The organism is Rhodospirillaceae bacterium (assembly GCA_018660465.1).
Taxonomy (GTDB): domain Bacteria; phylum Pseudomonadota; class Alphaproteobacteria; order Rhodospirillales; family JABJKH01; genus JABJKH01.
This window is the reverse complement of sequence record JABJKH010000103.1, coordinates 45,107-61,380: the sequence shown is the minus strand read 5'-3', so window position 1 is coordinate 61,380 and position 16,274 is coordinate 45,107. Positions and strand designations below refer to the sequence as shown.

At 51.1% G+C, this 16,274-nt stretch carries 16 protein-coding genes; 11 read left to right on the top strand and 5 right to left on the bottom strand.

Features of this window, described 5'->3' with window-relative positions; all coding sequences use genetic code 11:
* The first annotated feature begins 11 nt into the window (after positions 1-11).
* The 5 genes from HOM51_17900 (at position 12) to HOM51_17880 (ending at position 5,238) form a co-directional block, all read left to right on the top strand.
* Entirely contained in the window at positions 12-2,276 is a 2,265-nt protein-coding gene (locus HOM51_17900; GenBank protein MBT5036391.1) for a response regulator, read from the top strand.
* A gap of 369 nt (positions 2,277-2,645) precedes the next feature.
* Positions 2,646-2,966 (top strand): hypothetical protein, encoded by a 321-nt coding sequence (locus HOM51_17895; GenBank protein ID MBT5036390.1) that lies wholly within the window; start codon positions 2,646-2,648, stop codon positions 2,964-2,966.
* Complete coding sequence (locus tag HOM51_17890) at positions 2,953-3,564, top strand: hypothetical protein (GenBank protein ID MBT5036389.1); 612 nt, start codon at positions 2,953-2,955, stop codon at positions 3,562-3,564. Before HOM51_17895 ends, HOM51_17890 begins: the two co-directional genes overlap by 14 nt.
* 27 nt (positions 3,565-3,591) lie before the next feature.
* On the top strand, positions 3,592-4,110 hold the full coding sequence (locus tag HOM51_17885) for a hypothetical protein (protein ID MBT5036388.1): 519 nt from the start codon (positions 3,592-3,594) through the stop codon (positions 4,108-4,110).
* A gap of 42 nt (positions 4,111-4,152) precedes the next feature.
* Positions 4,153-5,238, top strand: a complete 1,086-nt coding sequence (locus tag HOM51_17880; GenBank protein ID MBT5036387.1) for a hypothetical protein — start codon at positions 4,153-4,155, stop codon at positions 5,236-5,238.
* A 1-nt stretch (position 5,239) separates the two neighbouring features.
* Here HOM51_17880 and HOM51_17875 read toward each other — a convergent pair whose 3' ends face one another.
* Together HOM51_17875 and HOM51_17870 are read right to left on the bottom strand one after the other, a co-directional pair.
* On the bottom strand, positions 5,240-5,965 hold the full coding sequence (locus HOM51_17875) for a hypothetical protein (protein MBT5036386.1): 726 nt from the start codon (positions 5,963-5,965) through the stop codon (positions 5,240-5,242).
* A 27-nt stretch (positions 5,966-5,992) separates the two neighbouring features.
* Complete coding sequence (locus HOM51_17870; protein ID MBT5036385.1) at positions 5,993-6,949, bottom strand: acetyl-CoA carboxylase carboxyltransferase subunit alpha; 957 nt, start codon at positions 6,947-6,949, stop codon at positions 5,993-5,995.
* 153 nt (positions 6,950-7,102) lie between these two features.
* Here HOM51_17870 and HOM51_17865 point away from each other — a divergent pair, with 153 nt between their 5' ends.
* The 6 genes from HOM51_17865 to HOM51_17840 all read left to right on the top strand — a co-directional run bounded on the left by HOM51_17865 (position 7,103) and on the right by HOM51_17840 (position 13,271).
* Positions 7,103-8,071, top strand: coding sequence for a D-glycerate dehydrogenase (locus HOM51_17865; protein ID MBT5036384.1), 969 nt, complete (start codon positions 7,103-7,105; stop codon positions 8,069-8,071).
* A 377-nt stretch (positions 8,072-8,448) separates the two neighbouring features.
* Complete coding sequence (locus HOM51_17860) at positions 8,449-9,564, top strand: TRAP transporter substrate-binding protein (GenBank protein ID MBT5036383.1); 1,116 nt, start codon at positions 8,449-8,451, stop codon at positions 9,562-9,564.
* 100 nt (positions 9,565-9,664) lie between these two features.
* On the top strand, positions 9,665-10,264 hold the full coding sequence (locus HOM51_17855) for a TRAP transporter small permease subunit (GenBank protein ID MBT5036382.1): 600 nt from the start codon (positions 9,665-9,667) through the stop codon (positions 10,262-10,264).
* Positions 10,265-10,314: 50 nt separating this feature from the next.
* Positions 10,315-11,682: a TRAP transporter large permease subunit gene (locus HOM51_17850; protein ID MBT5036381.1), complete on the top strand. Its 1,368-nt coding sequence runs from the start codon at positions 10,315-10,317 to the stop codon at positions 11,680-11,682.
* Between the two features lie 15 nt (positions 11,683-11,697).
* A complete protein-coding gene (locus HOM51_17845; GenBank protein MBT5036380.1) occupies positions 11,698-11,895 on the top strand; it encodes a hypothetical protein in 198 nt (65 codons plus the stop codon).
* Positions 11,896-11,933: 38 nt separating this feature from the next.
* Entirely contained in the window at positions 11,934-13,271 is a 1,338-nt protein-coding gene (locus tag HOM51_17840; protein ID MBT5036379.1) for an amidase, read from the top strand.
* 6 nt (positions 13,272-13,277) lie between these two features.
* On the opposite strand, the gene xerD is transcribed toward HOM51_17840, so the two are convergent.
* From xerD to HOM51_17825, 3 genes are read right to left on the bottom strand one after another with little or no spacing between them, the layout of a single operon-like run.
* Positions 13,278-14,228 (bottom strand): site-specific tyrosine recombinase XerD, encoded by a 951-nt coding sequence (gene xerD / locus HOM51_17835; GenBank protein ID MBT5036378.1) that lies wholly within the window; start codon positions 14,226-14,228, stop codon positions 13,278-13,280.
* Positions 14,228-16,105 carry a hypothetical protein gene (locus HOM51_17830; GenBank protein MBT5036377.1) on the bottom strand — a complete coding sequence of 626 codons (1,878 nt, stop codon included), beginning with the start codon at positions 16,103-16,105 and terminating at the stop codon, positions 14,228-14,230. Before HOM51_17830 ends, xerD begins: the two co-directional genes overlap by 1 nt.
* Complete coding sequence (locus HOM51_17825) at positions 16,086-16,226, bottom strand: hypothetical protein (protein ID MBT5036376.1); 141 nt, start codon at positions 16,224-16,226, stop codon at positions 16,086-16,088. Before HOM51_17825 ends, HOM51_17830 begins: the two co-directional genes overlap by 20 nt.
* Positions 16,227-16,274: the final 48 nt, after the last annotated feature.

Sequence of the window (16,274 nt, the reverse complement as noted above, 5' to 3'; positions counted from 1 at the left end):
GGATTTAAATTATGGCTAAAATTCTCATCGTTGAAGACATGAGAACCCAGGCTCAGCTCCTAGAACACCATTTGGCCGCGCTTGGTCACGAGAGCCAGTGGGCGGGTAACGGGCAGGAGGCCCTTGAATACCTCAGCCGCGAACGACCTGATATAATTATCAGCGACGTTCAAATGCCGGTGATGAATGGCCTAGAATTATGCAAAGAGATCAAAGCTAATCCGGCGCTTCGTTTCATTCCTGTGATTTTGCTGACTGCGGCAGATGAAGCCACGGATGTGCTACGCGGTATAAATGCGCATGCGGACGGCTACCTAACCAAACCTTATGAGCAGGCCCTCTTAGGCGAAATTATTCTGACAACAATTGCTGCAAACGGTGCGGAAGACGAAGCCGCCTATCAAGATTCCGAACCCATTGAAGTAGAGTTGAATGGCGAAAAGCATACCATTACAGCCTCGCGCAAACATATGGCGAAACTTTTTCTTTCTGCCTATCAAAGTTCGTCCATACAGAACAGTTTATTGATTGAAAAAGAAACAAAGCTTACTGAGACCAATAACAAACTGTCGCGGTCAATCGAACAACTTTCAGCATCCGAAGAACGCTTTCGTGGATTGGTGCAAACCCTACCTGATATTGTCTATAAAATTGACCGGGACGGCTGTTTTACCTTCGTCAATGATTCCATCCACCGCCTGGGCTATCACCAAACAGATCTCCTGGGACGGCATTTCAGTGAAATCATCTTTGACGAGGACGTGGAACATGTCAGTGCCGACAGTGTAATCCCCAAAATCCGAGAGACCCGAAAGAATGCAGAGACTGACGACGTGCCGACAACACCACACCCTAAGCTATTTGACGAACGGCGAACGACCGACCGGATGACGATTGGGCTTGAACTACGGCTAAAAACGAAATCTGGCGAATTTGCAGGGCATGCCGAATTGAAGGCTCTCGGCGAACAATTGCTCTATGTCGAAGTTAACAGCATCGGCATGTACGGTGAAAATCCAAATTCAGACCGACAATACGTAGGTAGTGTCGGTGTGATCCGAGACATTTCAGAACGTATCGCGACCCAGCAAGCAATGAAATTAGCCAAAGAGGCGGCAGATACCGCCAATAAGGCAAAGTCCGAATTCCTTTCGTCGATGAGCCATGAACTCAGGACCCCGCTCAACGCCATCCTCGGGTTTAGCCAATTGCTGGATGATCCAGACAACCCCTTAAATGGAGAACAAATATCCTCTGTCGGTCACATCCTCGATGGTGGCGAACACCTTCTTAATTTGATCAACGAAGTCCTTGACCTGGCCAAAATTGAATCCGGAAATATTTCGATTTCGATAGAACGCATTGAACCTGTAAAGGCTGTTTCACAATGTATTCTCATGGCCAACGCACTGGCGGAGAAACGCAATATAACTGTAATCAACAATGTCTTAGGTGATCAAATTCCGTGGCTGTACGCAGATTTGGTGCGGTTTAAACAGGTGCTGATTAATTTATTGTCGAATGCGGTGAAGTATAACGAAAACGGCGGTCAGGTTACCCTGGATTGGGCCGATACAGGCGAGGGTATGGTTCGATTAACGGTCACAGATAACGGCTACGGCATCCCCGAAGAAAGACACGATGAATTGTTTAGGCCGTTCCAACGCCTAGGCAAGGAAGCCAGTGATATTGAGGGAACCGGAATTGGCCTTACAATTTCCAGAGAACTTGTGGAACGCATGAAAGGCCACATTGGTTTCAAAAGCCAACCGGATGAGGGAAGCGAGTTTTGGATTGAATTTCCCATTGCGTCGACACAGCATGACGTCACCTTGGTCGGCGACAGCAAGGGTGACATCGAGGAAGTCCTGGAAGACGGCGAAACAACTTTTAAAGACACAAAAATCCTTATTTATATTGAGGACAATCCTGCTAATCTTCAGCTTATGGGTCGGGTCGTTTTAAACATTCCGAATTGTCGTCTTCTGAGCAGTTCCAATGCTGAAGACGGTTTGAAATTGATAGATGAGAAGAAACCTGATCTCATTTTAATGGACATAAACCTTCCAGGAATGAGTGGCTTTGACGCCATGAAAATACTGCAAGGTCAAGACTCAACGCGAAACATCCCGGTAATCGCCATCACAGCCGCAGCCATGGCAGAAAGTGTTGCCGAAGGGCGAGCACTTGGGTTCACAGAATATCTAACCAAGCCTTTTAATGTGGCCAATGTAGCAAAAGTCATCATCAAGACGCTCCGCGCTACTGAAAATTGATTTAGAATCTCTGGCCAAAATAATCTAAAGTCCCTGACAACTGAAATGTTGTAGGATTGTGCAATGGCGTACCGTTATCTATTGGTTATGCGCTTTGCCCTCGTCAATGTGATCGCGATTGGATTGGTAGGTGCTGCCTATCTGCAAGGCTGGCTGGCGGGGCTGTTTGTCTCTCATACCTTGGTTCTCACCGGGGCGATCTTTTTAGTCTTCCTTTATGGGTTGGTGCTGTGCGGCGTAAAAGTTTGGCGCACCAGTATCGAATTGAACGATGTTAAGACCGGCTCACCTGATCCTGACTCTCGTGCTGGCAGGTACTTTCGTTCCGTCGAGACCAATTACGCCGAAAGTCGAACGGTTCGTGTCGGCATGCTGCGCCTGAGGCTGTCACATCGAATTGTTATTGTTCGTCACATCGCGAGTTCGCTGGTGTTTTTGGGATTAATCGGCACTGTCATCGGCTTTATCATTGCGCTTTCAGGGGTCGATGCGAAGGCGATTACCGAAGTCGAAAACGTCGCCCCCATGGTCTCGACCCTGATTAACGGCATGTCGATTGCGCTTTACACCACTCTACTGGGCGCGGTGTTAAACATATGGCTGACCGTCAATCATCGAATTCTTGCGACCGGCACGGTCGCGCTAATCACCTCCATTATCGAGTTGGGAGAAAGCCATGGAAGGGCTTGACGACTTCGATGATGAAGACGCGACGGGGACTGTATTCAGGGATGTGATCTTGCTGGCATTGATCGGTTTTGTTGCCATGGTGATCATGCTATTGCCGCACATAAACCGGACCGAGCAGGAAGCCGAAGACCACAAGGCACCGGGCAATGTCATCTTTGAGATGCATTGGCCGAGCGATAAGACGGTCGATGTGGATTTGTGGGTTAAGGCCCCGGATGAAGAGCCCGTTGGCTTCTGGAACCAAGGCAATGCGATCTTGAACTTGCTGCGGGATGATTTAGGCGGCGAAGGCGATGCCACCGAGGAGAACTATGAAATTACCTACAGTCGCGGCATCAGGGCCGGTGAGTATATTGTTAATACACACATGTATGGTCCCTTGCCAAAAGGTTGGACCGTCCCGGTTAGAATCGTCGTCAGCGTTCGCAAAAAGTACGACACTGCACATCAAATTTTGCAAACGACGGTAAACCTTCATCGCCGCCATCAAGAAGAAACGGCGTATCGGTTTAGCCTGACGTCAGAAGGTGATTTGGTAAATGGCAGCGTTTCAACCCTAAAACGTCGCCTGATTACGGCACCTCAACAATGGAACTGAGGGCAATAAAACTAAAGGAACTGGAATATGGATATCATCTATTACCTGTTCGCCGCCGCGATCTTTAGCACCGCCGTGTTGGCAGCAATTGCCATCTGGGCGCCGCGCAAGACTTGGGTTCGTGTCAGCGCTGTCTGCATCACCGTGCTGTTTGTCCCGTTGATTTATATCGAACTGATGGGGCTTCTCAGCAAGCCCAAGCCAATGGCCTACGAATGGTGGGAGGCTCAGGTAAAAAAGGCGGAAGTCCTGGGCGTTAGCCTGCACGAAGGCGAAGCAATTTATATGTGGCTCCGACTCGATGGCTCGGTCCAACCTCGCTACTACGTCCTGCCCTGGCGGCAAAAGTTGGCGGAGAAACTGGAAGACCATATGGAAGCGGCCGTGAAATCCAACTCGGCCCTCATCGTCAGCAAACCGTTCTTCAAGAAATCGTTTGAGGAATTTGGCGATCTCAATGTTGATGTGGTCCCGCCGCCCAAGCCGCCCCAAAAAGCACTGCCGTTCACACCGAGAATATTTAATCCGCGCGAGCCATCAATTTAATATGTGCTATATTAGACTTTAAATTTTAGGTCGGTGAAGTCTATGGAATACGTCCCTGTTATCGAAGTCTCTGGTTCCAACTACGAATGCGGCGTCGCCATTGGCAAGGCGTTGCGCGAGCAGATTCATGAGAACCTCGGCGACTACCCGGCAATCATTGAGCACGAAACCGGCATCGGTCTCGACGCCGCCAAGGACTATGTCCTGCGGATTATTCCCGCCATTGAGGACTATGCGCCCGAATTGATGGAAGAAATGCTGGGCATGGCCAAGGGCGCCGATCTCCACCTAAATGACATCGTGATGCTGAATGCGCGGACGGAGTTGATGTCGGCCCCCGCGATCTCTGACACCGACATCGGCGAATGCACCTCAATGACCGCCCTCGGTAGCGCGACGGAAACGGGACACGTGTTGATTGGTCAGAATTGGGACTGGAATTCCATGGTCTGCCATCGCACTGCCGTAATCGCGATTGCGGTCCCGGATCAGCCACGCACCGTGATGTTTGCCGAGGCTGGGCTGGTCGGGAAGATTGGCCTCAACGCTTCTGGCATTGCTGTTTGCGCCAATCGACTAACATCTAGTGACGACAAACTTCAGACCGGCATCCCCTGGCATGTGCAACTCCGCAAAGTCATGATGGCAGATAATATGCACCATGCGATCAAAGCAGTAACTGCGCCTGCACGCGGCGCATCGGGGATGTTCATGATCGCGTCGCGTGACGGTGAAGCCATCACCTTGGAAACCACGCCGACAGATTTTGGCACCCAGTTGCCCGAAAACGGCATCATGACGCATTCGAACCACTTCTTGGCACCTGAGATGAAAACCAGGGATACAGGCAAAAGCCGGTCCTCAATGACCTTGATTCGCCACGACCGCGCCAGGCGCTTGCTGGCCGAAGACCTTGGCAAAATTTCCGTCGATAGCTTTAAGCGCGTGCTGACCGACCACTTCAGCTACCCCGCCGCCATCTGCCGCCACCCTGACGAAGCTGTAGCCGAGTTGGACCGTTCACAAACCGGCGCCTCAATCATCATGGACCTAGACCAATCCGAAATGCACATCGCCTTGGGGCCTCCGTGCCAGCATGAATTTAAGACGATTCGGGTTTGGGGGTAGACTAAACTTTCTTGAACCACCCCAACACCTCTTCTCTATTGGCGATCATGTCTAGAGGCTCGATGGAGTAGGAATTCTTGAAATCTTTCGCGGCTGGTTGAGGCGGCGTCTTCAGGCCCAACGTCTCAAAAAGACTTTCGGGTGCCGCTGTTATTTCCTCGCTAAACACCGTGATCTTATTCTTCGCCCGCGCCATGATTTCGCGGTACTGGGTCAGATCTTCCATAAACGCATCGAAGGATTCTCTGCGATAGGTCACGGACCCCGGCGCGAAATCATGCGTTGCCCTGCCCCAGCGTTTTGATTCCTTAGCAATGGCCTGGGACAGTCCTTGGCTCAGTTTGTCCCGGCGTTCGAGACAGATGAACGTGTAGGTGTCTGCGAGGTAATCTAAGCTTTCTTCCGTGATATGAGAGGCCATGACGCGAAAGAGATAGGTTTTTCCAGCATCAAAATCGTCTTCTATCCGCTTGATCCGATCAGGGACCGAAATAATACGCTGGTCCTCAGGTACCTGCGCCAGATCAACCGGGCTCCCCTTCTCCCGCTTCTCCTCATTCAGGGATACAGAACAAAGCGCCCCGTCAGCGTCGACCAAACACCGGCTCGGGCTGAACGCTTCAGAGAGCCAGCCTGCGTAGCCGTAGGCTTCCTGCACTGCCGGAAACAATAACTGTTCGACGTACTGTGACGCGGTGCGGGGGGTGGTGAAGATGAGGTATCTCATAACCAGTCTGGCGCTTTCTTCTGCGTCCTACCCCAATTCCTTCTCGCCCATTTCCAGGAACTTTTCCTTACGGCGGGTTTTGAGCACGCCGCGGTCGAGTTTTGTCAGTTCCTTGAGATGCTTTTCAATGGCGTCACCAACGCTTGAGATGGTTTTTTCAGTCCCGCGGTGGGCGCCGCCCATGGGTTCGGCGATGATCTCGTCAATGATACCGAGTTCGTCCATGTCTTGCGCCGTCAGTTTTAGGGCTTCCGCCGCATCCTTCGCCTGTTCACCGTCGCGCCAGAGAATAGACGCACAGCCTTCCGGCGAAATCACCGAATAAATCGCGTGCTCTAGCATCAAAACCCGGTTCGCCGTCGCCAAGGCAATCGCCCCGCCGGATCCGCCCTCACCAATGACAACGCTAATCAGCGGCACCTTGACGGACAGGCAGACTTCAATACTGCGCGCAATCGCCTCTGCCTGACCACGCGCTTCCGCATCTATGCCGGGATAAGCCCCCGCCGTATCCACTAGCGTGATGATCGGCAAGCCAAACTTATCGGCCATCTGCATCAGGCGTTGGGCTTTGCGGTAACCTTCCGGTCGCGCCATGCCAAAATTATGTTTAACCCGGGAGTCGGTATCGTTACCTTTTTCATTGCCCATGATCATGACTGATTGGCCTCTGAACCGTCCGAGCCCACCAATAATGGCCGCATCTTCGGCAAATGTCCGGTCACCGGCCAGCGGCGTAAACTCTTCGACCAACTGATCAATGTAATTCAGCGTATGCGGCCGGTTCGCATGACGCGCAACCTGAGACTTCTGCCACGCGGTTAGCTTGGCATAGGTCGTCTCAAGCAAGCGGTCGGCTTTGCTCTGAAGCTTAGTCACTTCCTCAGCAATGTTGACATCGCCCTCGTCAACCAGGCGACGAAGCTCTTCAACCTTACCCTCAAGCTCGGCTATGGGTTTCTCAAAATCTAAATAACTGGCCATTCGCGATATCTACACAGTTGCCCCCAGGAGGTTCAAGGATAAATCTTGTTTGTTGCTGGGAGGTTAACGCGACTTTTCTCTGGAAGTGTCCGGCATTCTTGGACACAGTACCGAGACACAGCATCAATTGGCCCACAATAGAAAGCCCCCATCATGTCCGACAAGCCCACCATTCTCGTCACCCGTAAACTCCCCCAAAACGTCGAAGCGCGTTTGGCACAGGATTTTGAGGTTCGGTTTAATGCGGATGATACGCTTTATACTCAGGAGCAGGTAATTGAGCTCGCCCAAGGCTGTGATGGGATTATTGCTTGTCATTCTGAGCACTTTGATCGGGCGCAGTTTGAGAGGCTGCCTGACTCAGTAAAAATTCTGGCTGCGTATTCTGTTGGCATTGATTGGATCGATCTTGACGCGGCCAAAGACAACAATGTCGTCGTCACCAACACACCTGATGTATTGAACGATGCGACGGCGGAGGTCGCGATCCTTTGCATGCTGGGGGCAGCTCGGCGGGCGAGCGAAGGCGAACGCATGGTGCGCGCGGCGGAATGGGACTGGTGGAGCCCAGCCTTCATGGTCGGCACGCAAGTGACCGGCAAGACCCTGGGCGTCGTCGGCATGGGCCGGGTTGGACGGATTGTCGCCAAACGCGCCAAATATGGTTTCGATATGAACATTCGCTATTCGAACAGGAGCCAGCTTTCCCCTGAGTTGGAAGACGGCGCGATCTTTCATGAGACCGTCGAGGACATGCTGCCCCACTGCGATTTCTTGTCGCTGAATTGCCCCGCCACACCCGACACGATTGACCTGATGAATGCGGAGCGATTGGCGCTGCTGCCCGACGGCGCGATCCTGGTCAACACATCGCGGGGGGCGGTCGTCGATGAAGATGCGCTGATTGATGCGCTAAATTCGGGCAAGCTCGCTGCTGCAGGGTTGGACGTCTACAAAGGCGAACCTGGGGTCAATCCGAAAATCGCTGAACTCACCAATACCTTCTTGATGCCGCACATCGGCAGTTCAACGTTCGAGACTCGCGATGCGATGGGTTTTCTGGCTTTGGATAACCTGGATGCCTTCTTTAGAGGCAAAGAACCGCCAACTCGGGTCGCCTGACGAAAGTTTGTTTCAAAATATCCACAATTTTATGGTTTTCTTAAAAAACATGTTGCGTGCCGTTATGCGGTACACCAAGGTTCCTTGCGCACGGTTGAGAAAGTGTGCGGGGTGTACAGGTTGTGTGTTGGTCAAGAAATTGTCATTAGGACCACAAACTTCTTGATCTAAAACCTGGAATGCTCAACAGTTATCTTTCGGAATTGGCTGTCTGGGCTTCAATTGAATGAATTGCTGGACAGCTGGCAAAAATCGGTTTTGTTTTGGGGCCATTGGGGGGAACCCTGACGGAGTCAAAACAGTAATAAAATTGATGCGTCCCGTACGCGCGAGCGAGACGTTATCCGACAATTTAAATCGCGATAGGGAGGACTAAAATGACAGCAAAGAAATCACCAATCTCACGTCGTAAGTTGCTCAAGGGCGGTGCTGTTGCCGCCGGTGTCGTAGCAACAACAACATTAGCGGCTCCTAACCTTGCTTTAGCTAAGCCTAAGGTTCTTAAAGTTCAGGCTGCTTGGGGCGGCGGTATTTTCTTGGAAAATGCCAAAAGCTACGTCGACCGCGTTCACGCGATGGCCGGTAAAGATCTACGGATCGATCTGTTGTCCGTTAACTCAGTCGTTAAAACCAGCCAAATGCAAGATGCCGTTCACCGCGGTGTTTTGGATGGTGCACACTACGTGCCTGCTTATTGGTATTCAAAATCAAAAGCGGCTTCCTTGTTCGGTACCGGCCCTTGCTTTGGTTGGTCTGCTCAAGAGCTGTTGGGCTGGATCCACTACGGCGGCGGCATGGAACTGTTCAACGAATTGATGGGCGGCCTTGGCCTTAACTTGGTCAGCTTCTTCAATAGCCCAATGCCTGCACAACCAATGGGCTGGTTCAAAGAAGAAATCAAAGATGCTTCCCAATTGAAGGGTCTTAAGTACCGGACTGTTGGTCTGGCTGCTGACGTTCTTGCAGTTATGGGAATGTCTGTTGTTCAATTGCCAGGTGGTGAAATTCAGCCAGCTATGAAATCTGGTTTGATTGATGCTGCTGAATTCAACAACCCGACTTCTGATAAAGACTTCGGCATGCAAGATGTCTCCAAGCACTATCATCTTGCCAGCTTCCACCAGTCACAAGAAGCGTTTGAAATCACCTTCAACAAGAAGATGTACAACAGACTGCCGAAAGAGCATCAAAGCATTCTGAAATACGCTTCAGAAGCTGAAAACTCAAACTTCTATTGGCACAACACCCTTCGCTATGCAGACGACTTGGTCAGCTTGAAAGAAAAGAGCGGCGTCAACGTCTACCGGACACCTGATTCTGTTATGTCCGCACAGCTTAAGGCTTGGGATGTTGTTGTTGATCGGATTTCCAAAGAAGATCCTTTCTTTGCGAAAGTCGTAAAATCACAAAAAGACTATGCGAAGAAAGTCATGAATTATCTGCTTCTGAACCAGCCTGATTATGGCTTGGCTTATAAGCATCACTTCGGTTAATCCGATCTGATTGATTCTTAGACGACGTATGGAGGGGCAGCCTTGTTGGCTGCCCCTCCTATGTCTAAAGTAGCCTCATTATTGGGGGAGAGAAAAAGTAATGTTATCAATCATACACGCCATTGAGAGCCTCAACATATGGATTGGGCGGGCTTTCGGCTGGTGTATTTTGATTTTAACCTTGTCCGTCGCTTATGAGGTTTTCGTTCGTTATGTGCTGAATGCGCCGACCGTTTGGGCCTTTGATATGATGATCCAGATGTATGGTGCGTTGTTCCTGATGGCTGGAGCCTACGCCTTGGCTCAAGACACTCATGTCCGCGCAGACGTCCTTTACCGCCTTATCCCGGTGAAGTGGCAGGCCCGTATTGATTTTGTTTTATATTTTATATTCTTTTTCCCCGGCATGCTTGCGTTGGTTTATTACGGCGCAGAGATCGCGTCTGATTCCTGGCGTTATAAAGAAGTCAGCTGGAACAGCCCGGCACGAATTCAAATTTATTTCTTCAAAACGTTAATCCCAATTGCAGGCACGATGTTGATCGTACAGGGCATTTCCGAATGCATGAGATGCATCAAAGCTATGAAAACTGGCGAATGGCCAGAACGCATGGAAGATGCCAGAGAAACTGAAGATATGATCATCAAAGAAAAAAGAGATCTGGTAGTTGAGCAAGCCCAACACTCGGAACTGAAATAGGCCTCTGTGCGCCTCATACCCCCTAACATTATCGTGGAGTCCATAACAGGATGACGAACCCAGAAGTCGCAATTTTAATGTTATCCTCGTTCATCGTGATTGTGCTGCTAGGATTTCCCGTTGCATTTACGTTGCTCGCTATGGGCGTCGGCTTTGGCTACTACGCTTATTTTGAAGCGGAAAATATCGAAGTTTTCGCCGATATTTTTGACAACAAGATATTTTATCTGCTGAACCAAAACACCTATTCAGTTATGGAAAACGACACGCTGGTCGCAATTCCTCTGTTCCTTTTTATGGGATATGTGGTTGAGCGCGCGAACATCGTCAACCGTCTGTTCTTTTCCGTCCAATTAGCTGCAAGAAACTTACCGGGCTCCATGGCCGTCGCGGCCTTGATTACCTGCGCCGTCTTTTCAACCGCCAGCGGGATCGTTGGTGCCGTTGTGACCTTGATGGGGCTTTTGGCTTTCCCGGCCATGATGAAGGCGGGTTACGATAAGCAATTTGCATCTGGCGTGATCTGTGCTGGCGGCACCTTGGGTATCTTGATCCCACCTTCAATCATGCTGATTGTCTACGCGGCAATTGCTGAATTATCACCATTGCGACTCTACGCCGCTGCCGTTATTCCCGGCTTTATGCTGGCGGGAATGTACATGGTTTATGTTGTCGGCCGGGTAATCATTAGCCCGTCGATCGCGCCAAAACCGCGTGAAGAAGACATTCCGCCAACCTCCCAAATTTATTGGCAATTGCTCACCTCGTTCGTTCCCTTGACCATGCTGATTATGCTGGTGTTGGGCTCTATTCTTGGTGGCCTAGCGACACCAGGGGAGGCGGCCGCAATGGGCGCGTTGGGCGCGATTGTTTTATCCGCCGTTTATAGGTCGTTGGACTGGATAATGCTCAAGCAATCGGTCTATTTAACGGCGAAGACAACGGCGATGGTCTGTTGGCTGTTTGTTGGCTCGTGGACCTTTGCCTCGGTCTTTTCATACCTTGGCGGACACGAAGTCATTGAGCATTTCATTTTGTCCTTTAATTTAGCCCCTTGGCAATTTTTGATCCTGGTTCAATTGATCATTTTCATCCTGGGCTGGCCCCTGGAATGGTCAGAAATTTTGATCATCTTCGTTCCGATCTTTTTGCCTATGTTGGATAATTTTGGGGTGAACCCATACTTTTTTGCAATGCTGGTTGCGTTGAACTTGCAGACGTCGTTCCTGACGCCGCCTATGGCCATGTCAGCGTACTATCTAAAGGGTGTGCTGGGCAGCGCCATCGAACTGGTGCAAATTTTCAAGGGCCTAATGCCGTACCTGTCGATTGTTATTCTGTGTATGGTTTTGATGTATCAGTACCCTAACCTTGCTTTGTGGCTACCTGACTATCTGTTTGGCGTCTATGTGCCATAATCTTGGAGAATTAGAATGAAGATAAATTTAGCAGATAAAATTGGCGGGTTCATTGGCGTCACCATGGTTACTGTCTTTGTGCTGGGAATCGCTTACAGTATCTCTAAGGGCGCTGCCGGGTTCTGGGGAGGATTGCCGTTTTGGTGTGTCAGCGTCCCAATCATAGGGCTGGCTATCTATGACTACTGGGATACCTGTCTTCGTAAAAAATAGCATCTGGCAGTAACGCAACCGACATAAAGAAGATAAGAATGGAATTAGCAGATTTAAGTGCCGCCGAATTGGCGCGTCAAATTCGCGATGGTGAGATCACATCTTTAGACGTGATTAATGCGTGTATTGCGCGCATCGAAGAGCGCGAAGCCGAGGTCAACGCCTGGACTCATTTCGATCCGGAATTCGCTCGCGCACAGGCTGAAAGATGCGATGTGATCCGGTCAACGGGAATGCCCCTTGGTCCTTTGCACGGAATCCCTGTTGGCATAAAAGATATTTTCGACACCAAAGACTTTCCCACCGAAAATGGAACTGTCCTTGATGCGGGCCGTGAGCCGATGGATGATTGCGCCGCTGTTAGTCGACTAAAAGCGGCTGGATGCGTCATCATGGGTAAAACCGTGACAACGGAAATGGCCGTTTATTCTCCAGGAAAGACAGCCAACCCACATGATATCAACCGGACTCCTGGTGGTTCCTCCAGTGGCTCTGCTGCTGCCGTTGCATGTGGAATGGTGCCCTTGGCGATTGGTTCACAAACCAACGGTTCTGTTATCCGTCCAGCATCTTTTTGCGGTGTTGTTGGTTTTAAACCTACACATGGCCGAATTTCACGGGACGGAGTTTTAGCCCTCTCACGTCAGTTGGATCATGTTGGCATTTTTGCTCGGACGCTGGAAGATGCAGCTCTTATTTCGGACTGCTTGATCGGGTTTGATTCAAAAGATCCAGATACAAAGCCCGTGGCAGCCCCTCGAATGCGGGAAATTACTCTACAAGACCCGCCCCTTGAACCAAATTTTGCCTTCGTTAAATCTCCCGTTTGGGACGAAGCTGATCCTTCAACACAAGCCGCTTTTGAAGAACTCGTTGATTTTTTAGGTCCTAATTGTGAAGAGATTCCCCTTGCTGGTGAATTTGATAATGCGGTCGGATATCTCCGCAATATCATGTATGCGGATCTCGCGAAGAATTTAAACTCTTATGCCGAAAGAGGGGACGAGAAAATCAGTAACGTCCTGAAGGATATGATTAAGGAAGGCAGACAGGTTAACGCCGTTGACTACAATATAAGCGTCGACAAACGCGATAACTTGCATTTCGCCATTCAAGACATCTGCAATGATTATGATGCCATCATAACGCCAGCAGCCATTGGTGAGGCCCCATTGGGTTTAGATGCAACTGGTGATCCTATTTTTTCAACAATTTGGACTTATTTAGGGGTTCCTGCGGTAACAATTCCTTTATTGCGAGGCGAGAATGGAATGCCATTAGGTGTCCAACTCATCAGCACACGTGGTGATGATGCACGACTATTTAGGACAGCCCGATGGCTTATCGAAGAAGTCGTCCGCAATTCCGAAGACTAATCTGAACTAAGAAAGTTTCCCCGTTGCCAAGGGATGCGCTTGTTCGACAAGCCGCTTGAGGCGTTCATCCAAAACATGAGTATAGATTTGCGTCGTCGCAATATCAGCATGACCCAGCATTTGCTGCAGGGATCGTAGATCAGCACCATGCGCCAACAGATGACTGGCAAACGAATGGCGCAGAACATGGGGCGAAACGCGGCGCGGGTCTAGCCCTGCCTCTACCGCCAGTTCTTTTAGGAGTTGACCAAATCTGGCACGCGTCAAATGCCCTTCACTACCGCGCGATGGAAACAGCCATGCCTCCGCCTTCGGTGGCGCTCCCCTGAGAAATCCTTCCCGAACTTTCAGATAAACCGTTATCGCTTCCATTGCAGGATCACTGAGCGGCACCATGCGTTCCTTGCCACCCTTACCGCGAACAATCATCATCTGGCCATCCCGACCCAGCGCCCCCAGCGGCAACCCAACCAGCTCAGAAACCCGCAAGCCTGTCGCGTAGAGAACTTCCAACAGGGCAACAAGGCGCTGCCCGCCAGGACCGAGACGTGTGTGGGCAGCCGATAACAGCGCGTCCACTTCTTCCTCGCTGAGGTACTTTGGTAGGGACTTGCCTTGCCGGGGACTGTCGACGGTCGTGCAGGGGTTGTCGTCGCGGTAGCCCTCACCATGAAGAAATCCAAAGAACTGTCTGAGGGCTGATAGTCGCCGGGCGCTTGTGCTTGGTGCCATACCTTGGCTGGAAAGATTGGCCATGAATTTGCGGATTAGATTTTCATCTGCATCTTCCAACAGAACACTCGTCTTTGCTGCAAAGACAGCAAAGTTTTCTAAATCACGGCGGTAGGATTCAAGCGTGTTCTGTGCTGCCCCTCGTTCGGCCAACAGCATTTCCAGGAATAATTCTAATTGCGGTGACGGCGGTATTGCGTCTGTCTGGGCGCGCCGCCGTCCCATTACAAACCGGCGGCCAATGCGGCTTCCAAAGCCATGGCACGGGCTTCTTTTTCTAAGCCCGCCGTACGGAGGCTAGAGAGCACATAGCGTAACACAACAGGGTCGGCTCCTGCCGGTCCGCCTTCCCCCAATGCCAACAAAGATAATAATACGGTCGCGCCGATTTGCTGCTGACCGGCCGCTGAGGCCAGGCGATACCAGATTGCAGGTCTCGGCATGGCCACGGTTGCGCGCTCTGGCCCAGAAATCAAATTTTCCCAATCTTCCTCAGGAATGGGATCACCGAGAACATCCAGCAACGAATAGAGCAATGCCGCTTTTTCTTTGGCATCTTCGTTGCCACTGACACTACTCCGCCAAACCTTTAAGATTTCAGGCGACCATGTATCGGCCTCTGACGAACCGGCAATCCGCGCGATCGGCAAAAGCACGGTTAACTTCTCTTTCGCCTCCGCATTAAACATGGCACTGGCACGCATTAAGTCGAACCAAGCCTTTGCGAATTCAGTTTCACGACTGATCAAAAATGCACGTGCGGCTTCCGGCGCGAACCACAATAAATCCTCAGTCGCTGGAATTCGTTTTAAGACGGGCAGAAACACCCGAACGGTAGAAGCATAGCGGCCACCTTCCCGTGCCAAGGAAAACGCCTTGGCAGCGGCTTCGGCCTGGGCCGTTGGAACAGTTTGAACCAATGCAGTTCGATACAGCAGAGCACGGCTTAAAGGACCGCTTTCGGCTTCTGCCTTGGACAAGGGATTGGCCAAATCTTCCTGCGAAAAGGAGACGCTGGTATAAAGCTGACGCAGGGTTTCCATGGACAGCGCCCCCGCAGTCTCCGCCCGTTCTGCAGCTTCCAAACGCAAAGCGACACCGGCGTTTGGGCTGGTGGCAATGGTGCGAAGGATGGAAGGTTCGTTCGATGAAATAACGTCGGCCGGTAATTTTGCTTTCGCGACACGCGCCATGGCCAGTTGCAGGGCCGTCGGTCGGGGCAGGCTCTCAATCATGACAGGTGCTGCTGCAATTAAGCCTTCAACCAGAGCGAAGAAAATTTTGTCCGTGTCATCTGTCTCTCTCAACAATTCCGCACCTAAGGACGCTTTCCCTCTTTCTCCCGCCAAGGCTTGGCAAAAGACGAAAACCTTCTGCCAATAAGAATCATCATCCTTCCCCATCTGGTTGGCGGTCAATTGGCATGCGCGTGCGTTGTCGTTGCTCAGCAATCGGGAATCCGCTTCCAAGTGTGCGAGGGCAGCGACCTTATCCCGATTGGGGGTCACCTTGAGTAGCTCAGCAACCCCGCCCAGGTCCCCCATCGCCTTCAACAAACCAATTCGAATCACAACCAGACCTTTACCCTTACTTTCCCCCTCCGGAACAGTTGCCACCGACAGCAAAAGCCGACGCATTAAATCGCGCATCGCCCAAGACGCGGTGTTGACGGGGAAATGCGGCAGCAGCCGGTCCACCGTGGCCCTGCTCATCCCGGCCCACATGTTCTCACCGAATCCACCTTGATCCGGCTCTAGAACACCAACGGCGTCCGGATCGATGGACTTGAGTGTATCCACTTCAACCCCCACGCCACGACCACTGGCACCACGAACACTAGCAGTCCCGGTATTTGGCACTTCCCGATTTGGTGTCGCCTGCTGGGGATTGTTTAGTTGGGGATTACGCAACACTGGCGCCGGGGCCTTAAGTGGCGCCGGAGGCGGTGGTGCTAATTCTTGTGGTGGGGTTAGTGAGATCGGCCCGCTGCCGGTTTGCGCGGCAACATTGCTAAGCGCACCAACAGATAATGTCGCCGCGAAAATAATCGCAACCCCTAGAAAATATTTCGAAACGACTGAATTAGCGCTGGAACTTATCATTCGGTATAACTTTTTCGACCTTCGCAATTGGCGCGGGGATATCCCACGTCGCCAAGAATACGGCTCCCCCAACGGCTAGAGCAACAACAGTTAAAAGAACAATAAACGGAATTTTTTTCATTTAAACCAATTACTTACTGCCAACACGGCTGAGAAAATTAAATTGGCG